The sequence below is a fragment of the Maribellus sp. CM-23 genome (genome assembly GCF_021354595.1).
Classification (GTDB): domain Bacteria; phylum Bacteroidota; class Bacteroidia; order Bacteroidales; family Prolixibacteraceae; genus Draconibacterium.
In genome coordinates this window covers 18,509-38,909 of record NZ_JADWYJ010000007.1, presented here as the reverse complement: position 1 = coordinate 38,909, position 20,401 = coordinate 18,509, and the positions used below count along the sequence as shown (strand labels likewise).

The window sequence follows — 20,401 nt, the reverse complement described above, 5'->3', positions numbered from 1 at the left end:
AGAAGAAAGAATAAAATGAAACGATTTGCAATAATAGGAGCGGCAGGCTTTGTGGCAGAACGTCACATCAGGGCGATAAAAGAGACCGGAAACGAAGTAGTTGCCGCCATGGATCCCTTCGATGTAATGGGGCGTATGGACAGTTATTTTCCCGAAGCCGAGTTTTTTAGCTCGGAAAATGAGCTGGCTGCGTTTATCGGTAAATGTAAAAAGGAAGGGAATCCGGTCGATTTTCTAAGTATTTGTTCCCCCAATTTTCTGCATTTTAAGCACATTGAACTGGCATTAAAATCTGGTTGTAATGTTATTTGTGAAAAGCCGCTTGTGATTCAGGCTGCCGATCTGGATAAAATAAAAATACTGGAAGAAGAAACCGGGAAGAAGGTTTACACCGTTTTGCAGCTACGTTATCATCCAGCCATCTTGCAACTAAAAAAGGAGGTTGATAGCAACACATCCGGGAGTTATTCAGTGAATTTAACCTACATCACATCGCGCGGTAAGTGGTATGTCAAAAGCTGGAAAGGCGACCCTGTGAAATCGGGAGGTGTTGCTGCCAACATTGGGATTCATTTTTTTGATATGCTTAGCTGGATATTTGGGAGTGTAAAAAAGAATGAGGTAAAATTTTATGAACCGACAAAAGCTTCCGGCGAACTCACTCTTGAAAAAGCAAGCGTAAACTGGTTCCTGAGCATCGACGCAGCAGATCTTCCGGATGCAGCAATTATCAACGGTCAGCGTACCTGGCGCTCCATTACAGTGAACGATACCGAGATTGAATTCAGTGACGGATTTACCGATTTACACACCGAAACGTATCGCCAGATATTGGCCGGTAATGGCTTTGGAGTGGAATGTGCGAGGGAGAGTATTCAGTTGGTAGAAGAAATGGTTATCTGATTTTATCCATGATTCGATCGCATGTTTTGAATCGTTTTCTGTTCCGTTTTAGCAGGTCTGTTATGAAACATGTGCCTGGTTAATTGATTTATTTTGAATTACTTCTTAACTTGTTTCTCAAACACATCGAGAAAGCAAGAATGATCTGCCCATCACATAGCAATACAAGAATAATTGGAATTTTTAAAAAACCGGCAAGCTTATGCGGAGCCTGCCGGCAGAGATAAATAATGCCCCTGAGGGCATCGTATTAACTTCATAAAAATAGTGATTATGAATAAAATTCAAACCAATCAGTTGCGAATGCATTTAAATGTGCAGACAGCGCTTGATTCAAATTCGTTGTTGTGGAACGCCATACCCATATTGGTGACTGCTAAAAACGAACACGATGAGCTGATTCTGCGAATCAGGGAGGTAAACGAAAAAACCAATGCAGACAGTACAAGCATTACCGAAGACAAGCTGAAAAAGCTGGAGGCATTGTCGGATAAGGGAGTTGTATTGGCGGGTATCCTGTATGCTTATGCCAGCTATTCGGACAATGCAAAGCTGATGGAAAAGTAAAACTTACGCGGTCGGATATCAGGAATGCACGGGAAACCGATGTGGAAAAACTGGTACAGCCGGTTATTGACGAAGCCAGGGCTAATTTGCCGGAGCTGGCCGATTTTATGCTTACCGAAGAAATGATTGTGGAAACCGAAACCACGCTGGATGATTTTAAAGCGATGATAGGGCAGCCACGCACGATCCGTAACCAGGCTTTTGCTGCCATGACTTTGCTTGACGACCTGTTTGCCCAAATCAATGCTTTGGTGAAAGACAAAATGGATAAACTGATGATCCGCTTTGAAATCACCAATCCCGAATTTTACGATGAATACAAGCGTGCCCGTACGATTGTGGATTAATGATTTGGTGGTTTTCCATGAGGATGTTGCCGCTTAAGCGGTAACCATAGGTTTTAAGGATTAGTAAACCCTTCGTCTTCGGGCGAAGGGTTTTTTTTGATCTCAGGGAAATGTTGTTTTATGTCAGCGGGTGCTTGTTTGATCATCAAAGATCGTTGTTTTAAGTCCGTGATCTGTTGTTTGATCATCAAAAGTTGTTGTTTTCACTCCGAAGGTTCATTTTTTCACTCCGTGATCGCTTGATTATAATACGCAGATAGCAAAACGATAACGAAGATTAGATTTTTGTAATCTGAAGATTGCAGAACGATCAGCAAGCATTCATTTTTTAACTCCGCAGATAGTAAAGTGGTCATTAGTGCGAGTTGGAAGCAAGCCGAAGTTGGCGGATTGAACCCGGCAACGGTTTTGGGAAGGCAGGGGGGAGGATTTCGGTTTTCAAACAGTTTGCGGGAACAAAGAGCCAACTCTTGAATGCTCACTCTGATGAGATTGTTGGAATAAAGGTTATTTTTGGCGAATCAACCAAAAGGCTGAAATCTGCCAAAGGCGATTTTGTTTTACATACTTTTAGCGGAAGGGTTGAGTTTATAAACTTGTTATGGGCATTATCATCAAACAATCGATTAAGGGAGCCGTCTGGTCGTATCTGGGTGTTGTAATTGGTTTTATAACCACCGCCTACATTTATCCCAACTATCTGACTCCTGAAATTGTGGGTTTGTTTGCCTTGTTGATGGCCTGGTCCGATTTATTTGCACAGTTTTCAATGCTGGGTTTTCAAGGGGTAACCGCCCGGTTGTTCCCTTACTTCCGGGATAAGGCAAAAGGACATAACGGATTTCTGTTTATTGCCTTTATGGTGATGCTGACAGGGTTTGCACTGAGTGTTATTACTTTTTTCTTTCTGAGAGGTTGGCTGGTGGAAAGCAACCTCGAAAAATCGGCTTTGTTTGTCGATTATGTCAATGTGCTCATCCCCCTGATCTTTTTTGGGCTGCTTTTTAATTTCCTCGATATATTTATTAAGATGTTGTACGATGCAGTACTGGCATCGTTTCTAAAAGAATTTCTTCAACGCGTCCTTATACTTGCCATACTGCTGGTATATATTTTCGGATGGATTTCGCCCAATGCTTTGATATTTGCCTATGCCGGGGCAGTCTGCTTTAAAGGAGCATTTTTGTTTTTTTATCTGTTGTTCCGGAAAGAGATTAGTTTGAGCCCACAGCCGGGTTTTGTCGACAGAAAGCTAAAAAAAGAAATGCTTAGCGTAGCTGTATTCGCAATTTTATCGGGTATTGGCGGAAGCATTGTTTTCCAGATCGATAAAATAATTATTAACCAGGCGATGGGTTTGAGCGCTACAGGTGTTTATACCATTGCTTTCTTTTTTGGTACGTTGGTGGTGATCCCTTCACGTACACTGCTTAAAATATCGGGGACGCTGATTGCCGATGCTTTTAAGCGAAACGATATGAAGACGATAGCCGATATTTACAGGAAAAGCTGCTTGAACCAGTTTATTATAGCCGCTTTTTTGTTTGGAGGGATCTGGATCAATATCAATAATATTCTGACCATTTTAGGACCCGATTATGCCGGTGGAAAATGGGTGATCTTTTTTATTGGCCTTGGTTACATGATTGATATGGCAACCGGAGCCAATAGCCATATCATCAGCCTTTCAAAATATTACCGAATGGGCCTGTGGTTTCTTGTGATCCTAGTCGTGATAGTAGTTGCAGCCATGTTTCTTTTTATTCCAATCTGGGGAATCAGTGGTGCTGCTGCTGCCATTGCATTGGCTTTCTTTCTGAATAACTTAATGCGTTATGTCTTTCTGAAGATTAAGTATGGTTTTCAGCCCTTTACCCTGAAGTTCTTATATGTCCCTATTGTTTTTTTTGTTGCCTGGGGCATTTCATCATTTATTCCTGAACTAAAATTTATTCCGGATATTTTATTGAGAAGTTCCGTATTTACTGTTTTATTTTCTATTTTGATTTATTTTCTGAATGTGTCGGAAGACGTAAATGTATTGGTGAATAAATTGATAAAAGATAACTTTAACCGCTTACTAAAAAATTAGTAATGGGGAAATGACCTTAATATTCTTGAGAGAAGATAAAAAGTTGTTTATGTAAGATATGCTAAAATCTATAAAAGAAAAATATTATCAATTACCCTATCGTTTCAGGCACGGTTACAAAACCATAAAAAGAACGACTGCCTTTATTCAAAAGTTTGAGTATGCGGATAAGTCTGAGATTGAACAAATGCAGTTTCAACATTTACAGCAGATAGTAAATTTTGCATGGAAAATTAATGGGTATCGTGAATTGTGGGAAACGGCCAATTTCTCTCCTGATAAATTGAAATCAATTGATGATATTCAAAAGATCCCCTTTGTTACAAAAGAGTTAATCAGAGATAACTATAAAAAGTTTTCTGTTCCTAAAAAATGGAATGTTCAATATGTGTCGACAGGGGGTTCAACGGGTATTCCAATGGGGTTTTATGAAAAACTTGAAAACACCCCTATTGAAAATGCCTTTATATATGATATCTATAAAAGAGTACATCCTGACTTTAATATTGATGAAAAGTCATTCACCCTTAGAGGAAGGGCTTTAAAAAACATATATGAAAGCAATCCTAAAGGTATCAACTTATCCTCGTACAACATAAATGAGAGCACTGTAAAAGAATATACTGCATTGATAGATAAGTATAAATACCGTTATTTAAAAGCTTATCCATCATCTTTATACCAGGTTGCAAAACTAATGGAGGATAATCATCTTATTATTCAACATCATTTTGAAGCATTAATGTTAGGGTCAGAGCCTCTGTTTGATTTTCAAAAAGAGCTGATTCAACGGGTTTTCAATGCTCCAATAGCCCATTGGTACGGGCATAGTGAGAAGGCTGTACTCGCTGCCAATTGTAAGCATTCCGATAAGTTTCATGTTTATCCTCAATATGGAATAACCGAAGTGGTAGATAAAAACGGAAATTACGTAAAAGAAGGTGAAGTCGGAGAAATAATTGGGACAAGTTTTTGGAACTTTGCAACCCCCTTTGTCCGTTACAAAACAATGGATTATGCAGAGCTAGGGGCAAGTAAATGCACCGAATGCGGTAGAAACTATCAACTGTTAAATAGAATTGAAGGCAGGGATCAAGACTTTGTGATTGACGTGAAAGGGAATAAGATAACGTTAACGGCACTTATTTTTGCTCAGCATTTTATTTGTTTTGGCAGGATAAAACAAATGCAAATTAAGCAAACGGAAAAAGGAAAAATAAGTGTTCTTGTTGTTCCAACAAAAGACTACAATGAGAAGGATTCCGAAGAGTTGCTAACAAAAATCAAAAAAGCGGCAACAGGAGGATTAAGTGTGGAGATTAAAGTCGTTGAATCCATAGAACCTTCAACAAATGGGAAAGTGAGATTTTTAGATCAAAAATTGGATGTTGGCGAATTGTATTAAGCTAATGTTAGCAAGTAAAAAATAAAAGGATAATGTTCGAACACTTTTTAATTACCAGGTTCAATTTAAAATTAGACAGCATAGAGGAGTTAAGTAAGTTTCCTAACGAATTTGTCTTTCTTAATTCAAATAATAAATTATCAAAGCCGAATATAAGATTTAATGAAAAGGATTGGATTGAATGGACAGAAGAACGATTCGGGATATTTAACGAGTTTACGCTACCATCAGTTTTACAACAGGAGTCAACGGAATTTAAATGGTTGATATATTTTGATGTTGAAACACCATCTGTTTTTACTGAAAGCATTGAAAAAATAAAGCGAGCTAATAATATTCATATTCTTTATGCAAAAGGGGTAAAAGGATTTCACGAGCAGTATATTGAAGATATTTATCACCTTTCTGAGCACAAAGAATGGATAATAACTACGCGCTTGGACAATGATGATTGTTTAGAGAAACAAGCAATTCGTACAATTAATAGCATGTTTAATCATCAAGAAAATATTATTTCAATGGCCTCTGGTTATAAATATAACTATGATAATCATGAGTTAGCTCACTCGTATTGGCCAAATGGGCCATTTATTTCAATTGTCGAAAAGATTAATAATGGTAAGATCAAAGGTGTCTTTCATAAGCCTCATGGTCGATATCGGGAGACAAAAATCAATTGGAACAATCTATTAAAAAGAAAAAAGGCTTCATTCATTTTTGACAAACCTTTATGGTTAGTTGTTTGTCATGGTAAAAATGTTTATAACGACTTCTATACTGGCTTTCCCGTTTTAAGTAAAAAAGATCTTTCTGGTTTTGGTTTATCTCAAGACTCAAAATCATCTTCGCTTACTAATATCACTAAATTTGCAAATTACGTAATTTGGAAACGTCATTTGTTTTCTTTAATAACACGGTTTCTTAAATTATATATTAAATAGAATATTATGACTCCAATCGGTCAGTTTTGTAAAAAACTATTCCCATTTGTTTATTTTCCTTTAGAAAGACTCAACAATTACTTTAATCGTTCGATTTATGTTGTTGATGACCTTGGTTATAGCTTTAAGAAATATGTATCTGAGAAAAATTTGGAACAGGTCATGGTAGACCTAAAGGTTAATTTAGATGACTATTCTCAGAAGACGGTAGATATCATTTCGGAAAGAGTATTAAACTATCCTGATAAAAGATATAATGTAAAAGTAAGTCCAAGTAAGAAGAATGTTATTGGAGGCCTTCTTGAAGAGGAGAAGAAAGAAGTGTCTATTGGTCGCATGAAAACTAGAGGATTGGTGCTTGAGCATAAATATATCGAGGAGTCAATCTTTTATTATTATCATGGTCTAACTCTTTTGCCACAAGGCGTTAGAAGTTATATAGAGAATGAAGATTTTATTGATTTAGGAGCTTATGTAGGAGACTCTGCAATTGCTCTTAATGCATTTCATTACAGAAAGATATACTCTATCGAAATGTCATTAAGTTCAATTGAAAAGTACATTTTGAATTTATCAGAGAATAATATCCCAAAGGCAAAATACGAGATTTTAAATTATGCTATTTCTTCAGACAAAAACCTTCATATTCCCAATTTCTCTTCAGGAGGTCTTTCCTTAAAAAAGAAAGTTTTCAAAGACAAGGAGACTGTTCATGTTGAATCTAAATCTTTGGATGAGATAATTGAGCAGTATCAAATAAAGCCACGCTTTATAAAAGCCGATATTGAAGGTGCATTAATGGACTGTTTAACATTGGGGATAGCTTCGATAAAAAAATTCAGACCTGTTTTGTCGTTAGCAATTTATCACAATCCTATCGAATTTTTTGAAGCGAAACCTTTCCTTGAAAAACATTTAGACAATTATGTTTTTCTTGTCAGGAAATTAAACAGCAAAATATACAATAATCATTGTCACGCCGAAACAACTTTGCTTGCTTACCCTATCGAAGCTTTACGAGAAACATGATTTTTAAGAAATCAAATAACTTTAGCTAAAAGATTTTATTGGCTCAAATACTCTTTTAAATATGAATGATCTAGAAAATTACTTTAAGAGAAATGACAAGAGACGTATCTTTAAATGGATGCATTATTTTGATATCTACGACAGACACTTTTCTAGGTTTAGAAACAAAGAAATCGTGATTCTTGAAATTGGTGTGGCACAGGGAGGAAGTCTACAGATGTGGAGAAATTATTTCGGTGACGAAGCCAAAATATTTGGTGTGGATATTAATCCGAGATGTAAAGAATTGGAGGAAGAAAATATTCAAATATTTATAGGATCTCAATCGGACAGAAACTTTTTAAAAGAATTAAAGAAGCAAATTCCACCTGTTGATATTTTGATTGATGATGGTGGACACACTATGCGCCAACAAATTGTTACTTATGAGGAATTATTCGATGTTGTAAAAGAAAACGGAGTCTATTTATGTGAAGATTTACATACATCTTACTGGGCCCGATATGGGGGTGGGCATAAACGCAGTGGAACCTTTATCGAGTATAGTAAAAACTTTATAGACTATTTAAATGCCTATCATTCTGAACAAAGGTCTTTACCAATAAACAATTTCACTAAATCAGTTGATTCAATTCACTATTACGATAGCATAATAGTTATTGAAAAAAGAAAAAGAGAAAAACCCTATCATGAAAAGACCGGAAAAATTTCATTTCAGAATGAAGAAACTAATTCAACTAAAGTAAAAAACAAGATAAAAAATGTTCTTCTTTTGAGAATAGATAGATTTTTACGTTGCTTTCGAATAAAAAGTATAATTCGAAGTTAAATGTTTCCCGATAATGATTCTTCTCCTTAGTGTTTAGAATTGTTACATCAAAACTGGATATTAAAGGTGAAATCCATTTCATTCTATATTAAAAAAATAAAAGGCAGTTCCTTTCCTGAACTTTTGATTCTTCTGTATTCAAAAATTAAAAGAAACGTTTCCCCTGTATTCAGATTTCGAGACTTGTATTTCGATACCAAATCAAATTCCGATTTAAAGCTTAATTCAATAATAAACACTGGCGAATTCAAAGAGCTTGATAAGACTCTTCTTCATTATTTTGAAGATATGTGCCTGGCGCATCGTTTCAATTTGCTTGGAAGCGGATGGATAAGCAACGGCTATGATTCCCGTTCTCCCGGAGTTGAAGGACATCGTTATAAAATGAATGCGACGGTAAAAGAGTTTGACAAAGAAGGCCGGTGGTTAAAGACGATCGTTCGGAGATCGCACTTCAAAAATGCTCAAAAAATATGGAAGCTAATCGATGATAACGACTATATACCCATTGATTGGCAAAAAGATTTTAAAAGTGGATTTCGTTGGAGTAGTAAAGATTGGTATAATGACGTAAGAAAAGGGATTGTTGGAGAAAAACCAGGTGTAGACATAAAGGTGCCATGGGAGTTGTCGCGGATGCAACACTTTCCATATTTGGCACTACATTCAACCGGCAAAAATAGAAATGCCCTTGTTAAAGAATTTCGAAACCAGGTTTTAGACTTTATTGCCACCAATCCGCCTCGTATGGGAGTGAATTGGAAGTGTACAATGGATGTAGCCATAAGGGCAGCCAATCTCTTGATTTCTTATGATATGTTTTGTCAGAAAGATGACGGGAATGTATTGGATAAAGAATTTAGAACGGCGTTTACCAATTTTATGTACGAACATGGCCGGCATATATTTCATAACCTGGAGTGGCAGGTAGATATGACATCAAACCACTACCTGGCAGATATAACGGGGTTGTTGTTTATTGCTGCTTATTTAGAAAACTCAAAAGAAACTAATACGTGGGTGGTGTTTTGTACAAACGAAATTATAAAACAGTACCAAAAGCAATTTTATGAGGATGGAGCAAACTTTGAAGCGAGTACCAGCTATCACCGCTTAAGTAGCGAAATGATCGTTTATGCTACCGCTTTGTTACTTGGACTGCCAGATGAAAAGGTAGCGGTTTTAAAACACTTTAAAAAATATAACGGAAATGTTCCGTTTTTATACCGGGATAAAACACAATATTACAAGATAGAGGACAGCAAATTATCTTTCCCCGACTGGTATTTGCAAAAACTCTCCAACACCAGACATTTCACTAAAAACATTTCCAAACCTTCGGGAGATGTAGTACAGATAGGAGACAATGATAGTGGGCAATTCTTCAAGTTATTTCCTGTGGGTAATTTTATGAGCAATAAAGAAGCCGGGGATATTTACCTAAATCTGGAAGGCTACAGTAATTTGATGTCTGAAAATGATCTGTTTTGGGACGAAAATGCACTTAATCACTCCGGTTTATTGAATGCATTTTCCGGATTATATGATTCAATCGTTCATAGTGTAGAGGCTGGTTTTGTCAAAAAGCTCTCTCGTAATTGCATGTTAAAATATAATCCGGAGTATTATAAATTAAAGACCGACGCCAATTTTGGTATTCCAGAATTACCGTTTGAGGATCAACTAATAACCGATGTCGGAAATTATACGGATAATCCGATTTTGGAAGGGGTAAAGCTTTATAGTTATCCCGATTTTGGACTGATAATTATTAAATCTCCGGAATTGTTCTTTTCGGTTTTTTATGGTCATCATCAAAATTATTATTGCAACTGGGGGCATGCTCACAGCGACAAATTATCGGTGGAATTATCTATAAATGATACCGATATTTATAGTGATCCAGGAACTTATATTTATACTGCATTACCCGAAAAAAGAATGCTTTTTGCAAAAGCATCAGCTCACCATGCTATAAATACGGGAGTTGAAAGCCTCAAAAGAGAATCTACCTTTCTTGCAAGCGCAGATTATCGAATTAAGATCATACATTGCGATGTTTCGAAGGTTGTCCTCTATATTGAATATGGTGATGTGAAACATCTGAGAGATATTTCTATTTCGAATGAAGCAATTATTATTAAAGATAGATGTAACAAGCATTTTACCTATCCTCAGTTTGAGTTTATGTCAAATGGATATGGCAAAATCAAAAAGCTAGATTTACGATAGTGTCTGAAATTCTAAAAATATTACTTCATAATAAGCTGAATCTAACCTTCTGGGGGAAAGTGTTCAGGATCATTGTATTTAAGATTAAAAGCCCTTCGTTGAGACGCGAAGCACTAAAGGGAGAAACACGCTGTTATACCAAATACCAGTCTTTGAACACTTTTTTGAGTGTGAAAGATATTCAGCACAGTATTGAAGAATCGGTTGTTGATTATCATATTAAAATGTACCTCCGTCATCGTTACGACTTATTGGGAAGTGGATGGGTAAAGCAAACATACTGTTCACAACCGTTGGGAGTGGAGGGCATCAAGTACAATGAAAATATAAAAATCGAAGACTTTGATAAGGCAGGGAATTGGCTGTCTAAAATTTTAGCACCGGCGCACCTTGAAGAATCAAAAAGAATTTGGGCCTTGACGGATGAAGGCTATGAACCGATTGACTGGCAGAAAGATTTTAAGTCGGGGGCCAGGTATGGCAATAACATCTGGTACAAAGACTGCAGGAAGATTGTCAATAAAAAGGGGGTGGATGTAAAAGTGCCTTGGGAACTGTCCCGGATGCAACATTTAGCACAACTTGCGGCTTTTTCTATCTTCAAAAATAAAGAAGTCCGGAGCAAAATTATACGGGAGTTTAGAAATCAGTTTCTTGATTTTTCGGCCACCAATCCACCACAAATGGGAGTGTGCTGGAATTGTACTATGGATGTTGCCGTTAGAGCCTCCAACCTTTTAATCGCCTATGATATTTTAAAACAAGTAGACGACGAAAATATTTTAGATGATGCCTTTCGGGCGCTCTTTGTTCAATCAATATATGAACACGGAAAACACATTGTAAACAATATTGAGTACGCCTTTATTCCCTCTAATCACTTTCTTTCGAATGTGGTCGGTTTGCTCTATATATCTGCCTACTTGCCTGGCTCGGAAGAGACTGATACCTGGCTGGCTTTTTCTTTACAGGAAGTCATTGCCCGCATGAAACAGCAATTTTTCGATGATGGGACTAACTTTGAGAGTTCAACGGCTTATCACCGAATAAGCACTGAGATGATGCTGTATGCCACAGCACTTATCGTAAGCTTACCTGAAAACAGAAAGAAGGCCCTGGCAAATTACGACCATAAGCGTTGGACGAAAAATCCGGTATTAAAAGCCAGGAAATTCCAGGAATGGAATTCAGAATCCGGGAAAATACTTCCTGACTGGTTTGTTAAACGCTTATACCAGGCCGGACGTTTTGTTTTTGATATTACAAAACCGACGAATGAAGTACCGCAAATAGGAGATAACGATAGTGGCAGGTTCTTGAAACTTAGTCCTGTTGGGAAGTTTGTTCCAAATAAGGAAGTCGAGAAAAAATATGCCAACTTAAATGGCTACAATGAACTGATAAGCAATTATGCTGAAGTAGATGAGGACTTTTGGGATGAAAACGCATTAAATCATTCTTCATTACTGGCAGCGATGTCAGGCTTGTTTGATGATTCCGACTTTGATCGTTCAAATGATTTATGGTTGGAGAAGAGTCTTGTACAAAGTTTAAGCAATGGAGAAAAATTTCGCATCCCTCGCACGAATAGTATTGTGAGCTCTCTTTCGGCTAGTACAGAAAATTTAGATTACAAAAACGAATGGGTATTTACGGCAAGTTTTAATAACCGTGATAGATTAACCGACAAGCTGCAATTTATTGCATATCCTGATTTTGGGGTTTACATTTTCAGATCGCCCAGAATTTATCTTTCAATATTGGGAGTAACAAATTCTTCTAATCAACCGTTTGCACATTTTCACGATGACAAGCTTTCGTTTGAGCTTACTATTGATGGGAAAGATATAGTTGTAGATCCTGGTTCGTATTTGTATACTCCTTTGCCTGACATATATAAGGCCTTTAAAAGCTCAAAAGCCCATCATTCAATAATTGTGGAAAACAGGAAGCAAGGATTAATTCATAATTTGTCAAGAAAAAACAGATACCCCAAGATAGACATAGTGGGATTAGACGTGAATAGCATTTGCTTACAAGTCAAAATGAAGGACATTATAAAACAACGAAGATTTACTATCGAAGAGAATAGAGTTGTCATTGAAAGTTCTTGCAATAGAGCGTTTCTGGATAATACCGGAAAAGTTAAAGAGTATTCTAACGGGTATGGAAAATTACTACGATAAATGAAGAAACTTAAAATATTATATCTGCGCACACAATTTTATTTCAAAAATGTGGGCGGTTCTGTGGGGCACACTTCTGGTGTTATTAATGGTTTTGAACTGCAAGCCGATTTGAGCGTGGTCTCTAATAGTCTTCTTAGTGGTGTAAAAAGGGAAATATCTTTAGTAAAGGCGGGCATTCTAAAACAGTTTCCCGAGATAATTGGAGAGCTACTTTATAATTTTCGCGTTATACGCAAGCTAAGAAATAAAATCTCAACTTATGACTATCTGTATCATCGCTTTTCTGAGTTTTCGTTTTCCGCAGCCAAACTGTCTGAACAATGTGATGTGAAGTTGATTCTGGAGTTTAATTCTTTTGCTAGTTGGAAATGGCAAAATTGGTCAAAGAATAAACCAATGCTAAAGCGAATATTGATTTGGCTTTTTATCTTACCTATTGTTAGACGGATTGAAAATTATAACTTAAAAAAAGCTGATTTATTTGTGGTGGTTTCTCAAGTGTTGAAAGATCAATTATGTGATAATGGAGTTCAAAAACATAAAATTCTGGTTAATCCCAACGGTGTTGATCCTGAAAAGTATAATCCAAATATTACGGGCGATGAGCTTATTAAAAAACATAGTCTCGAAAATAAGACTATCATTGGTTTCATTGGTACTTTTGGTGTGTGGCATGGGGTGGAAAACTTATTGGAAGCCTATATTCTTCTTTTAAAGAAAAATCATGATTACAGAAATACGACCAAACTCATGTTAATTGGAGACGGCAAACAGATGTTTCAGGTTAAAAACAGAATCGAAGAAGAAAACATGAGCGATAATGTTATTGTTACCGGACTTGTCGCTCAGAATGAAGGGCCAAAATATCTTTCCTGTTGCGATATTTTGTGCGCACCAACAAAACCCAATCCTGATGGTTCCCGGTTCTTTGGTTCTCCTACAAAACTATTTGAATATATGGCGATGGGTAAAGCCATAGTTTCATCGGATATAGAACAACAGGGCGAAATTCTGGAACATCAAAAAGATGCGATTCTTACTAAGCCAGGAGATGTTCCTTCGCTTGCAGAAGGAATAACACAGCTACTTGAAGATTCGTTATTAAGAGATACTCTGGGAAGAAACGCCCGAAAAAAAGTAATTGAAAATTACACCTGGGAAAAACATACCCAAAAGATTTTAGACGCTCTTATACAACTGCAAAACTGATTTCTGTTGTCTGTACCATATCCCAAAATTCAATGGGCCAAGCTCCACCGTCCTTTAGGCTTTTATGCAAAGCTATTAATTCCTCTTTCTGTCCTTTTTGACTAGCCGTGCTTGTGATATTTTCTACTTTGATTCCAAATCCTTCCAGTTTTTTATAGTCGGTCATTAAAATGGATTTTTCATCGAAATGCACCTCCATTTGTTCTTTGGGCAATTGTTTACTTCCATTTGCAAAGTAGTGAATATTGCAAACCGAACCGTCTTTGTATTTAAGGACTATGGCAACATTGTCGGAGCTGCTAAAATAACCTGTCTTAGGATTGAGTTTTTCGTAACTGATACTTTCAATTTCAGAGCCCGTAAAATAGGTCATCAAATCAATAATATGACAAGCTTCTCCAACAATCCTTCCTCCATCTTCATGTACCCAATGATCCAATGGAATGTACCCTGCATTCATCCTGTATTGAATAAACAGTGGGTTTATTCGCTTATCGGTATGTTTTTTTATTTCGTTCGCGTATTTACTAAACCTACGGTTAAACCCTGGCATTAAGACTGGTTTATCTTTGGTTTCGTTGGCGTAAAACTCCTTGATCTTATCTAAACCTTGCTGAGTGGTTGATAAGGGTTTCTCCACAAAAACGTGCTTCCCTGCTTCCAAAAACTTTAATGCAAGTTCTGCGTGGCTGTCATGACGAGTACAAATTAATGCTAAATCAACATTCTCATCGTTTATTATGTCTTCAATATTGCTCGTCACAACATTCGCCCCAAACTGAGTTCCAAGTGCTTTTGCTTTATGTCCGGTTCTGTTTACCACCGCGTAGAGGTTATATTTATCCGACAAATCGTTAAGATTAGGTAAATGCATTCCAGTAGCAAAAGAACCGGCACCTATTAATGCCACATTTATTTTATCGTGATCAACCTTCTTATTGTTAACAATAACTTGCCTGGGATGATGTAAGAGGGCTGCTAATTCCTCTGATGGTTCTCCATATTCAAGAATAACCATTAGCGGCTTGTTCTCTTTGTCGTGGTACGTATTGTAGGCTTCTTCTACATTTTCGATTGAAAAAGTTTTCTCGATAATTCTATCCAGTGTTATTTCGCCAGAACCGAGTAACCTTAAATATTCAGTCATATTTCGGTTTTCAGTCCACCTTACATAACTAAAAGGGTAATCCAATCCTTTTTCTTCGTAATTATTATCATACCTACCAGGTCCATAAGATGTAGAAATCAGGAAATCAAGTTCTTTAGCATACATGTCTCCTCTTTTTATTTCCATCCCGGATACGCCTACCAATACTACTCTTCCCTTTCTTTTACAGGACTTAAAAGCATCTGATAATGGCCCGGAACTAGCAGTGGCTGCGGTAAAGAGAACTGCATCAGCACCGTAACCATCCGTGTGGTTTGTTATCAATTTTACCTGATCTTCTTGTGCCGGGTTAATGGTAAGCTCTGCTCCTAATTCTTTCGCAATCGATAATCGCTTGTTATCAATATCAACAGCAATAACCCTCACCCCCGACACTTTCAGCATTTGCACCGATAGTAAGCCCAGAATCCCGGCTCCAACTACAACTGCTGTTTCTCCAAAGCGCAAATCGGCACGTCTTACCCCTTGCATTGCAATTCCTCCCAGTGTAACGGTCGATGCTTCTTTAAAATCTAACCCATCGGGCATTTTCATGACAAGATTCTGAGGAACATCAATAAATTCGGCATGATTCGCTATTCCTGCCCCTGCGGCAGCGACCTTGTCTCCAATTTTAAAACTTGATACTCCTTCGCCTAACCCAATTACAACACCACTTGCAGAATACCCAATCGGTTTTCCTCCTTCTTTTTGCCCTTTAATACGTTGCATGGTTTTTTTTATACCATACTGCTGGATCATTCCCAAGCCTTGCTTTACAAGCTCAGGTTGATCTAAGGCCAATTGTATCAACGATTTTTTGGTAACATCAATATTTGACATCTCTGTTCCTGCAGAGATACAACTATTAACGACTTTAATTAAAATACCACCATTTCTAGTCAAAGGAGCGGGAATGGTTTCATTGATAACTTTCCCCTTTTTTACGATTGCTTGTTGCATATTGATAATTGGTTGTTGCGGCGAATTTAAAAAAATTTTAACCAACACTAAAATGTGCTACTTTTGTGTACCACATAAACTTTCATTAATATGAAATTGAAAAAGTACTTGCCATATCTTGTTGCCATATTTTCGTTTGCAATTTTTACGGTTATATATTTTGCTCCTTCCATTTCCGGAAAAATTATCTATAGTTCTGATGGGGTGAGTTCTATTGGATCTAGTCGTGAAGTTTCAAAATATCATGAAGAAAGTGGGAAGAAATACAATCCAATTATATGGACTAATTCGTTATTCTCAGGTATGCCTACCTATATGGTAGCTGCTCCGGACTGGAAAAACAAGACAATTAATATTACGCGAATTAGCAGAAATATATTCAACACCCGGTATGCCTATATTTTTGTTGGACTTGTAGGAGTCTTTTTATTGTTAGTAATGCTTGGGATCAATCCATGGTTGAGTATTGTCGGGGCATTTGCTTATAATCTGGCTTCTTTTCATTATATATTAATGGCTCATGGGCATAATGCAAAAGCCATGGTCGTCAGTCTGTATGCCTATGTTTTAATTGGTATGATACTGGTTTTGAAACATCGAAGGTACTTTTGGGGAACTTTATTGTTTACATTTTCTGTGGTATGGCAAATTGTAGCAGGTCATATTCAAATGACATATTATTTACTATTTCTCGCTTTGGGATACTATATCGCGGAAGGGGTAGCTATGTTCAAACAAAAGCAACTGAAAGAGTTTGCCAAAGGAACAGGATTATTGCTCATAGGAGCTGTCGTTGCAGTTAGCACCAATACCGGAAAATTATGGACTGAATATGAATACGGGACGCATACCATGAGGGGGGGGAGAGAAATAACTTCTCAGAATACACAGGCATCTGCTTCCGAAACATCAAAAGAAGGACTTAGTAACGAATACATTCTTGCCTACTCTTACGATTTAGGAGAGTCTTTTTCTGGATTCTTGCCTCAGGCTAAAGGACTTTATAAACCACTTTCAGAACAGTCTGCGTTGTATAAAGCATTGAAAAGTAGCGGGAATGAGGCTGTTGCGAAATCGTTTAATAAAGATGGGCAATATTTTTACTGGGGGCACCAAACCGCCTCTGCGGCACCGTTTTATTATGGTGTTGTTGTTTTTGTATTATTTATTCTGGGCTTATTTTTCGTGAAAGGCCATGTAAAATATTGGCTGGCATCGGTCGTTTGTGTGACATGGATACTTACCATTGGGAAAAACAGTTATGGAGAATATTCTGGATTATTCTATAGTATTCAAAGTTTCTTTATTGAATACATTCCGTTGTATGACAAGTTCAGGGATGTTAAGAACATAGTGTTCGTGCAGTCATTGGCAATGATGTTACTTGGGTTCATTGGATTATCAAAACTCTTTACGAAGGAGCTTTCAAAGAAAGAACTAACAACCGCACTTAGGAACGCATCAATTATTGTTGGTGGTTTGTTTTTGATTGTAGTCGTATTCCCAACAGTTCTGGGGAATACAGCTTCGCCCAGAGATGCAATGATATTTAAAGGATGGCCCGAATTTTTGATGACCGCACTGCAGGATACCCGTGCAGAAGCAATACGTAGCGATGCTATCCGAGGATTAATTTTTGGAGGGGTAACGTTTGGTTTATTGTTACTGGTAGTAATAGATAAGTTGAAAGTGGGTTATGCACTTATGGGTTTGTTGGGTATTATTTTTATAGATATGGTGCCATTTGATCTCAAGTCACTTAATTATGACACTTTTGTGACCCAAAAATCAACAGATAAGTTGATACAAGAATCTCAGGCAGACATCGACATATTAAAAGATAAAGATCCGAATTATAGAGTCTTGAAATTTGGAGATACTTTTAATGATGCTCTAACTTCCGCGTACCATAAGTCGATTGGGGGATATTCTGCTGCCAAATTAAGCCGTTACCAGGATTTGATTGAGTATTGTCTTTCCCCATTTATGAGAAAAGTTGCAGCAAGTAAATCAAATGCAGAAATGCAGGAGAACTTATTTAGTAATAACGTTATAAATATGTTGAATACTAAATATTTCATTCTTGACGAAAATGCCCAACCGGTAAAAAATCCTAATGCTTATGGCAATGCATGGTTTGCTCATCTATATATCACTTCAGATGGGGCATTGGATGAAATTACAAAGCTTCAGACAATCAATACGAAGAAAGAGGTAGTGGTTGATAAAAGGTTTGTACATTTTGTTGACTCTAAGGTATTCGCTGAAGATTCTGCTGCAACTATTTCTTTGGAAAAGTATCATCCAAATCATTTGGCCTATAAAAGTCATACAGAGAGCGAACAAATGGCTGTTTTCTCTGAAATATTTTATGCTCCCAATGGTTGGCAGGCATATATTGATGGGGAAAAAGCTGATCATTTCAGAGTGAACTATGTGTTACGGGCAATGATTATTCCGGCAGGTACTCATACAGTTGAATTTAAATTTGAGCCTACTTCGTATTACGCCGGAACGAAGATATCATTAGTGACTTCCTATCTTCTCACATTACTACTTATTGGTGGGGGTGTATTTGAAGGTTATAAATATTGGAAACGAAATAAAGAGAAAAAAACGGTTTAGTCTTTATGGAAGGAATTGCTCTTTAAAAACATCTTTTCCCATTTAGCATAGCCTAATACTACCCAAAGATAGTTGTAATGCCAACGTAATTTAGGATGGGCAGGATAATCTAAAATACGTCGAATATAACTGTAGTTAAAAATGCTTTGTTGGCGAATAAACTCAGGTGTAAGCTCTTTCTCTATCTCGGTTTTAAGGTCTTTTTTGAACTGCAAATAAGAATTCACTGTAAACCCCCATTTTTTCTTGGTTATGATTTTTGGTGGTAGTTTATCCTCCATTGCTTTTCTAAAAATAGCCTTTGTTGTACCATGATTAATCTTCATTTGTACTGGCAACGAAAAACCGAACTCTACCAAATCTTTATCCAGGAAGGGTACCCGTTCTTCTACCGAATTTGCCATCGACATGCGATCATTGGTCAACAGATAGTCATTGACCATCTTGGTTTGAAATTCAGTAAACAGAACTGCATCAACCGCATTTGTCCCTTTCTCGAGCGCATCGAAGAAAGGTTTAAATTCATGAACCACTTGCCAACGCTCTTTCAATATCAGATCACAAAATTCAGGGGCATAAATTTCTCTATAAAAGCCTTCGTCGAAGTCCCAAACATTGCGAATAATCAGATAAAAACGTTCTATTTGACCAATGGATAAAAGCATCTGAACACCTCGGCGGTATTCATCAAAACGCAAAGTTCGACTTGAATTTTGGAGCTTGAATAAAATATCAGACTTAATCCGGGCCAATTTCTGCATCCATCGCGGCATATTTTGATGCCATGTATTAAATGGATAGATAAACTTATGAATGTCGTATCCGGCAAAAAGTTCGTCACCACCCAATCCGCCAAGAACCACTTTTATGTTTTGGCTTCTGACAAATTCCGACATTTTATAGCCTTGCAATAAATTTATTTTAGGTTCCTCTGCGTGCCATATTACTTTATCCAAATCTCCGAGAGGATTCATGGACAAACTGTGTGTGTGATGGTTAGTATTGAATGCTTTGGCTATTCGTTCTGCATCAGGAAATTCGTCAGTAGGTTCGTTAAACCCAAGCGTATAGGTGTTGATTTGCGGAACACCTATTTCGTGCATCTTTTGGACAATCGTAGAAGAATCAAGTCCTCCCGATAGATAAACTCCGATAGGGACATCACTGATCAATTGACGTTCTACTGCTTGTTTGATGTGAAAATTAACGCCTTCGATGGCTTCGTTTTCCGAAATAGTATGATTTGTTTCAGGAGTAAGCTTCCAATACGGTCTTACCTCCAGACTATTATTCTTAAATACTGCATAGTGAGCAGGAGGTAAGCGTTTAATACCCGCAAAAAGTGTTTCGTTGCTTTGTGTATAGCGCAAGTTTAGATGGTAGTGCAGAGCTTTGTAATTAACTGCAGTATTATATTTGGGATGTAGAATAATGGATTTTTGTTCCGATCCAAACAGGAATACAGCGTCTTTATGATAATAATGCAAAGGTTTTACCCCGAAATGGTCGCGTCCCAACATGAGTACCTTTTCGTTCAAATCATAAATAGCAAACGCAAAAATGCCGTTTAGTTTATCGACAAAGTTGGGCCCATGCTCTTCATAGAGATGGACTAATATTTCAGTGTCGGAATTGGTAGAGAAGTGGTGACCTCTACCCTCCAGTTCTTTCCGAATTTCTTTAAAATTATATATCTCACCATTGTAAACAACAGCAATGGTCTTGTCTTCATTAAAAATAGGCTGGTTTCCGGTACTTAGGTCAATAATAGAAAGCCTACGGTGTCCCAATATACAATCGCCGTGTGCAAACAGCGATTTATCATCAGGGCCACGGTGAGCAATTGCATCAAGCATTTGGGACATTAATTCCCGGTTGTTTTTTCCTTTTTCGATTATTCCTGCAATACCACACATAAGAAAT

General features: G+C 37.2%; 14 protein-coding genes. 12 read left to right on the top strand and 2 right to left on the bottom strand.

Annotated features, from left to right (window positions below):
* The first annotated feature begins 15 nt into the window (after positions 1 to 15).
* The 11 genes from INQ51_RS20230 to INQ51_RS20180 all read left to right on the top strand — a co-directional run bounded on the left by INQ51_RS20230 (position 16) and on the right by INQ51_RS20180 (position 13,743).
* Positions 16 to 903 (top strand): Gfo/Idh/MocA family oxidoreductase, encoded by an 888-nt coding sequence (locus INQ51_RS20230; protein WP_233379808.1) that lies wholly within the window; start codon positions 16 to 18, stop codon positions 901 to 903.
* 273 nt (positions 904 to 1,176) lie between these two features.
* On the top strand, positions 1,177 to 1,470 hold the full coding sequence (locus tag INQ51_RS20225; RefSeq protein ID WP_233379807.1) for a hypothetical protein: 294 nt from the start codon (positions 1,177 to 1,179) through the stop codon (positions 1,468 to 1,470).
* Between the two features lie 41 nt (positions 1,471 to 1,511).
* Positions 1,512 to 1,817 (top strand): hypothetical protein, encoded by a 306-nt coding sequence (locus INQ51_RS20220; protein WP_233379806.1) that lies wholly within the window; start codon positions 1,512 to 1,514, stop codon positions 1,815 to 1,817.
* A gap of 601 nt (positions 1,818 to 2,418) precedes the next feature.
* Positions 2,419 to 3,909, top strand: a complete 1,491-nt coding sequence (locus INQ51_RS20215; RefSeq protein WP_233379805.1) for a lipopolysaccharide biosynthesis protein — start codon at positions 2,419 to 2,421, stop codon at positions 3,907 to 3,909.
* Positions 3,910 to 3,967: 58 nt separating this feature from the next.
* Entirely contained in the window at positions 3,968 to 5,314 is a 1,347-nt protein-coding gene (locus tag INQ51_RS20210; protein WP_233379804.1) for a phenylacetate--CoA ligase family protein, read from the top strand.
* 32 nt (positions 5,315 to 5,346) lie between these two features.
* Positions 5,347 to 6,255, top strand: coding sequence for a glycosyltransferase (locus INQ51_RS20205; RefSeq protein WP_233379803.1), 909 nt, complete (start codon positions 5,347 to 5,349; stop codon positions 6,253 to 6,255).
* Between the two features lie 6 nt (positions 6,256 to 6,261).
* Positions 6,262 to 7,284, top strand: coding sequence for an FkbM family methyltransferase (locus tag INQ51_RS20200; protein ID WP_233379802.1), 1,023 nt, complete (start codon positions 6,262 to 6,264; stop codon positions 7,282 to 7,284).
* Between the two features lie 61 nt (positions 7,285 to 7,345).
* Positions 7,346 to 8,113: a class I SAM-dependent methyltransferase gene (locus INQ51_RS20195; protein WP_233379801.1), complete on the top strand. Its 768-nt coding sequence runs from the start codon at positions 7,346 to 7,348 to the stop codon at positions 8,111 to 8,113.
* Between the two features lie 183 nt (positions 8,114 to 8,296).
* Positions 8,297 to 10,345, top strand: a complete 2,049-nt coding sequence (locus INQ51_RS20190) for a heparinase II/III family protein (RefSeq protein ID WP_233379800.1) — start codon at positions 8,297 to 8,299, stop codon at positions 10,343 to 10,345.
* A gap of 98 nt (positions 10,346 to 10,443) precedes the next feature.
* Positions 10,444 to 12,531 (top strand): heparinase II/III family protein, encoded by a 2,088-nt coding sequence (locus INQ51_RS20185; RefSeq protein WP_233379799.1) that lies wholly within the window; start codon positions 10,444 to 10,446, stop codon positions 12,529 to 12,531.
* Complete coding sequence (locus INQ51_RS20180; protein ID WP_233379798.1) at positions 12,532 to 13,743, top strand: glycosyltransferase family 4 protein; 1,212 nt, start codon at positions 12,532 to 12,534, stop codon at positions 13,741 to 13,743.
* Here the strand turns inward: INQ51_RS20180 and INQ51_RS20175 are convergent.
* Positions 13,724 to 15,853: a bi-domain-containing oxidoreductase gene (locus tag INQ51_RS20175; protein WP_233379797.1), complete on the bottom strand. Its 2,130-nt coding sequence runs from the start codon at positions 15,851 to 15,853 to the stop codon at positions 13,724 to 13,726. The genes INQ51_RS20180 and INQ51_RS20175 overlap by 20 nt on opposite strands.
* Positions 15,854 to 15,943: 90 nt before the next feature.
* Here INQ51_RS20175 and INQ51_RS20170 point away from each other — a divergent pair, with 90 nt between their 5' ends.
* Positions 15,944 to 18,478 carry a YfhO family protein gene (locus INQ51_RS20170; RefSeq protein WP_233379796.1) on the top strand — a complete coding sequence of 845 codons (2,535 nt, stop codon included), beginning with the start codon at positions 15,944 to 15,946 and terminating at the stop codon, positions 18,476 to 18,478.
* Here INQ51_RS20170 and asnB read toward each other — a convergent pair.
* Positions 18,475 to 20,394: an asparagine synthase (glutamine-hydrolyzing) gene (asnB, locus tag INQ51_RS20165; protein ID WP_233379795.1), complete on the bottom strand. Its 1,920-nt coding sequence runs from the start codon at positions 20,392 to 20,394 to the stop codon at positions 18,475 to 18,477. The two genes, INQ51_RS20170 and asnB, sit on opposite strands and share 4 nt — an antisense overlap.
* Between the last annotated feature and the right edge of the window lie 7 nt (positions 20,395 to 20,401).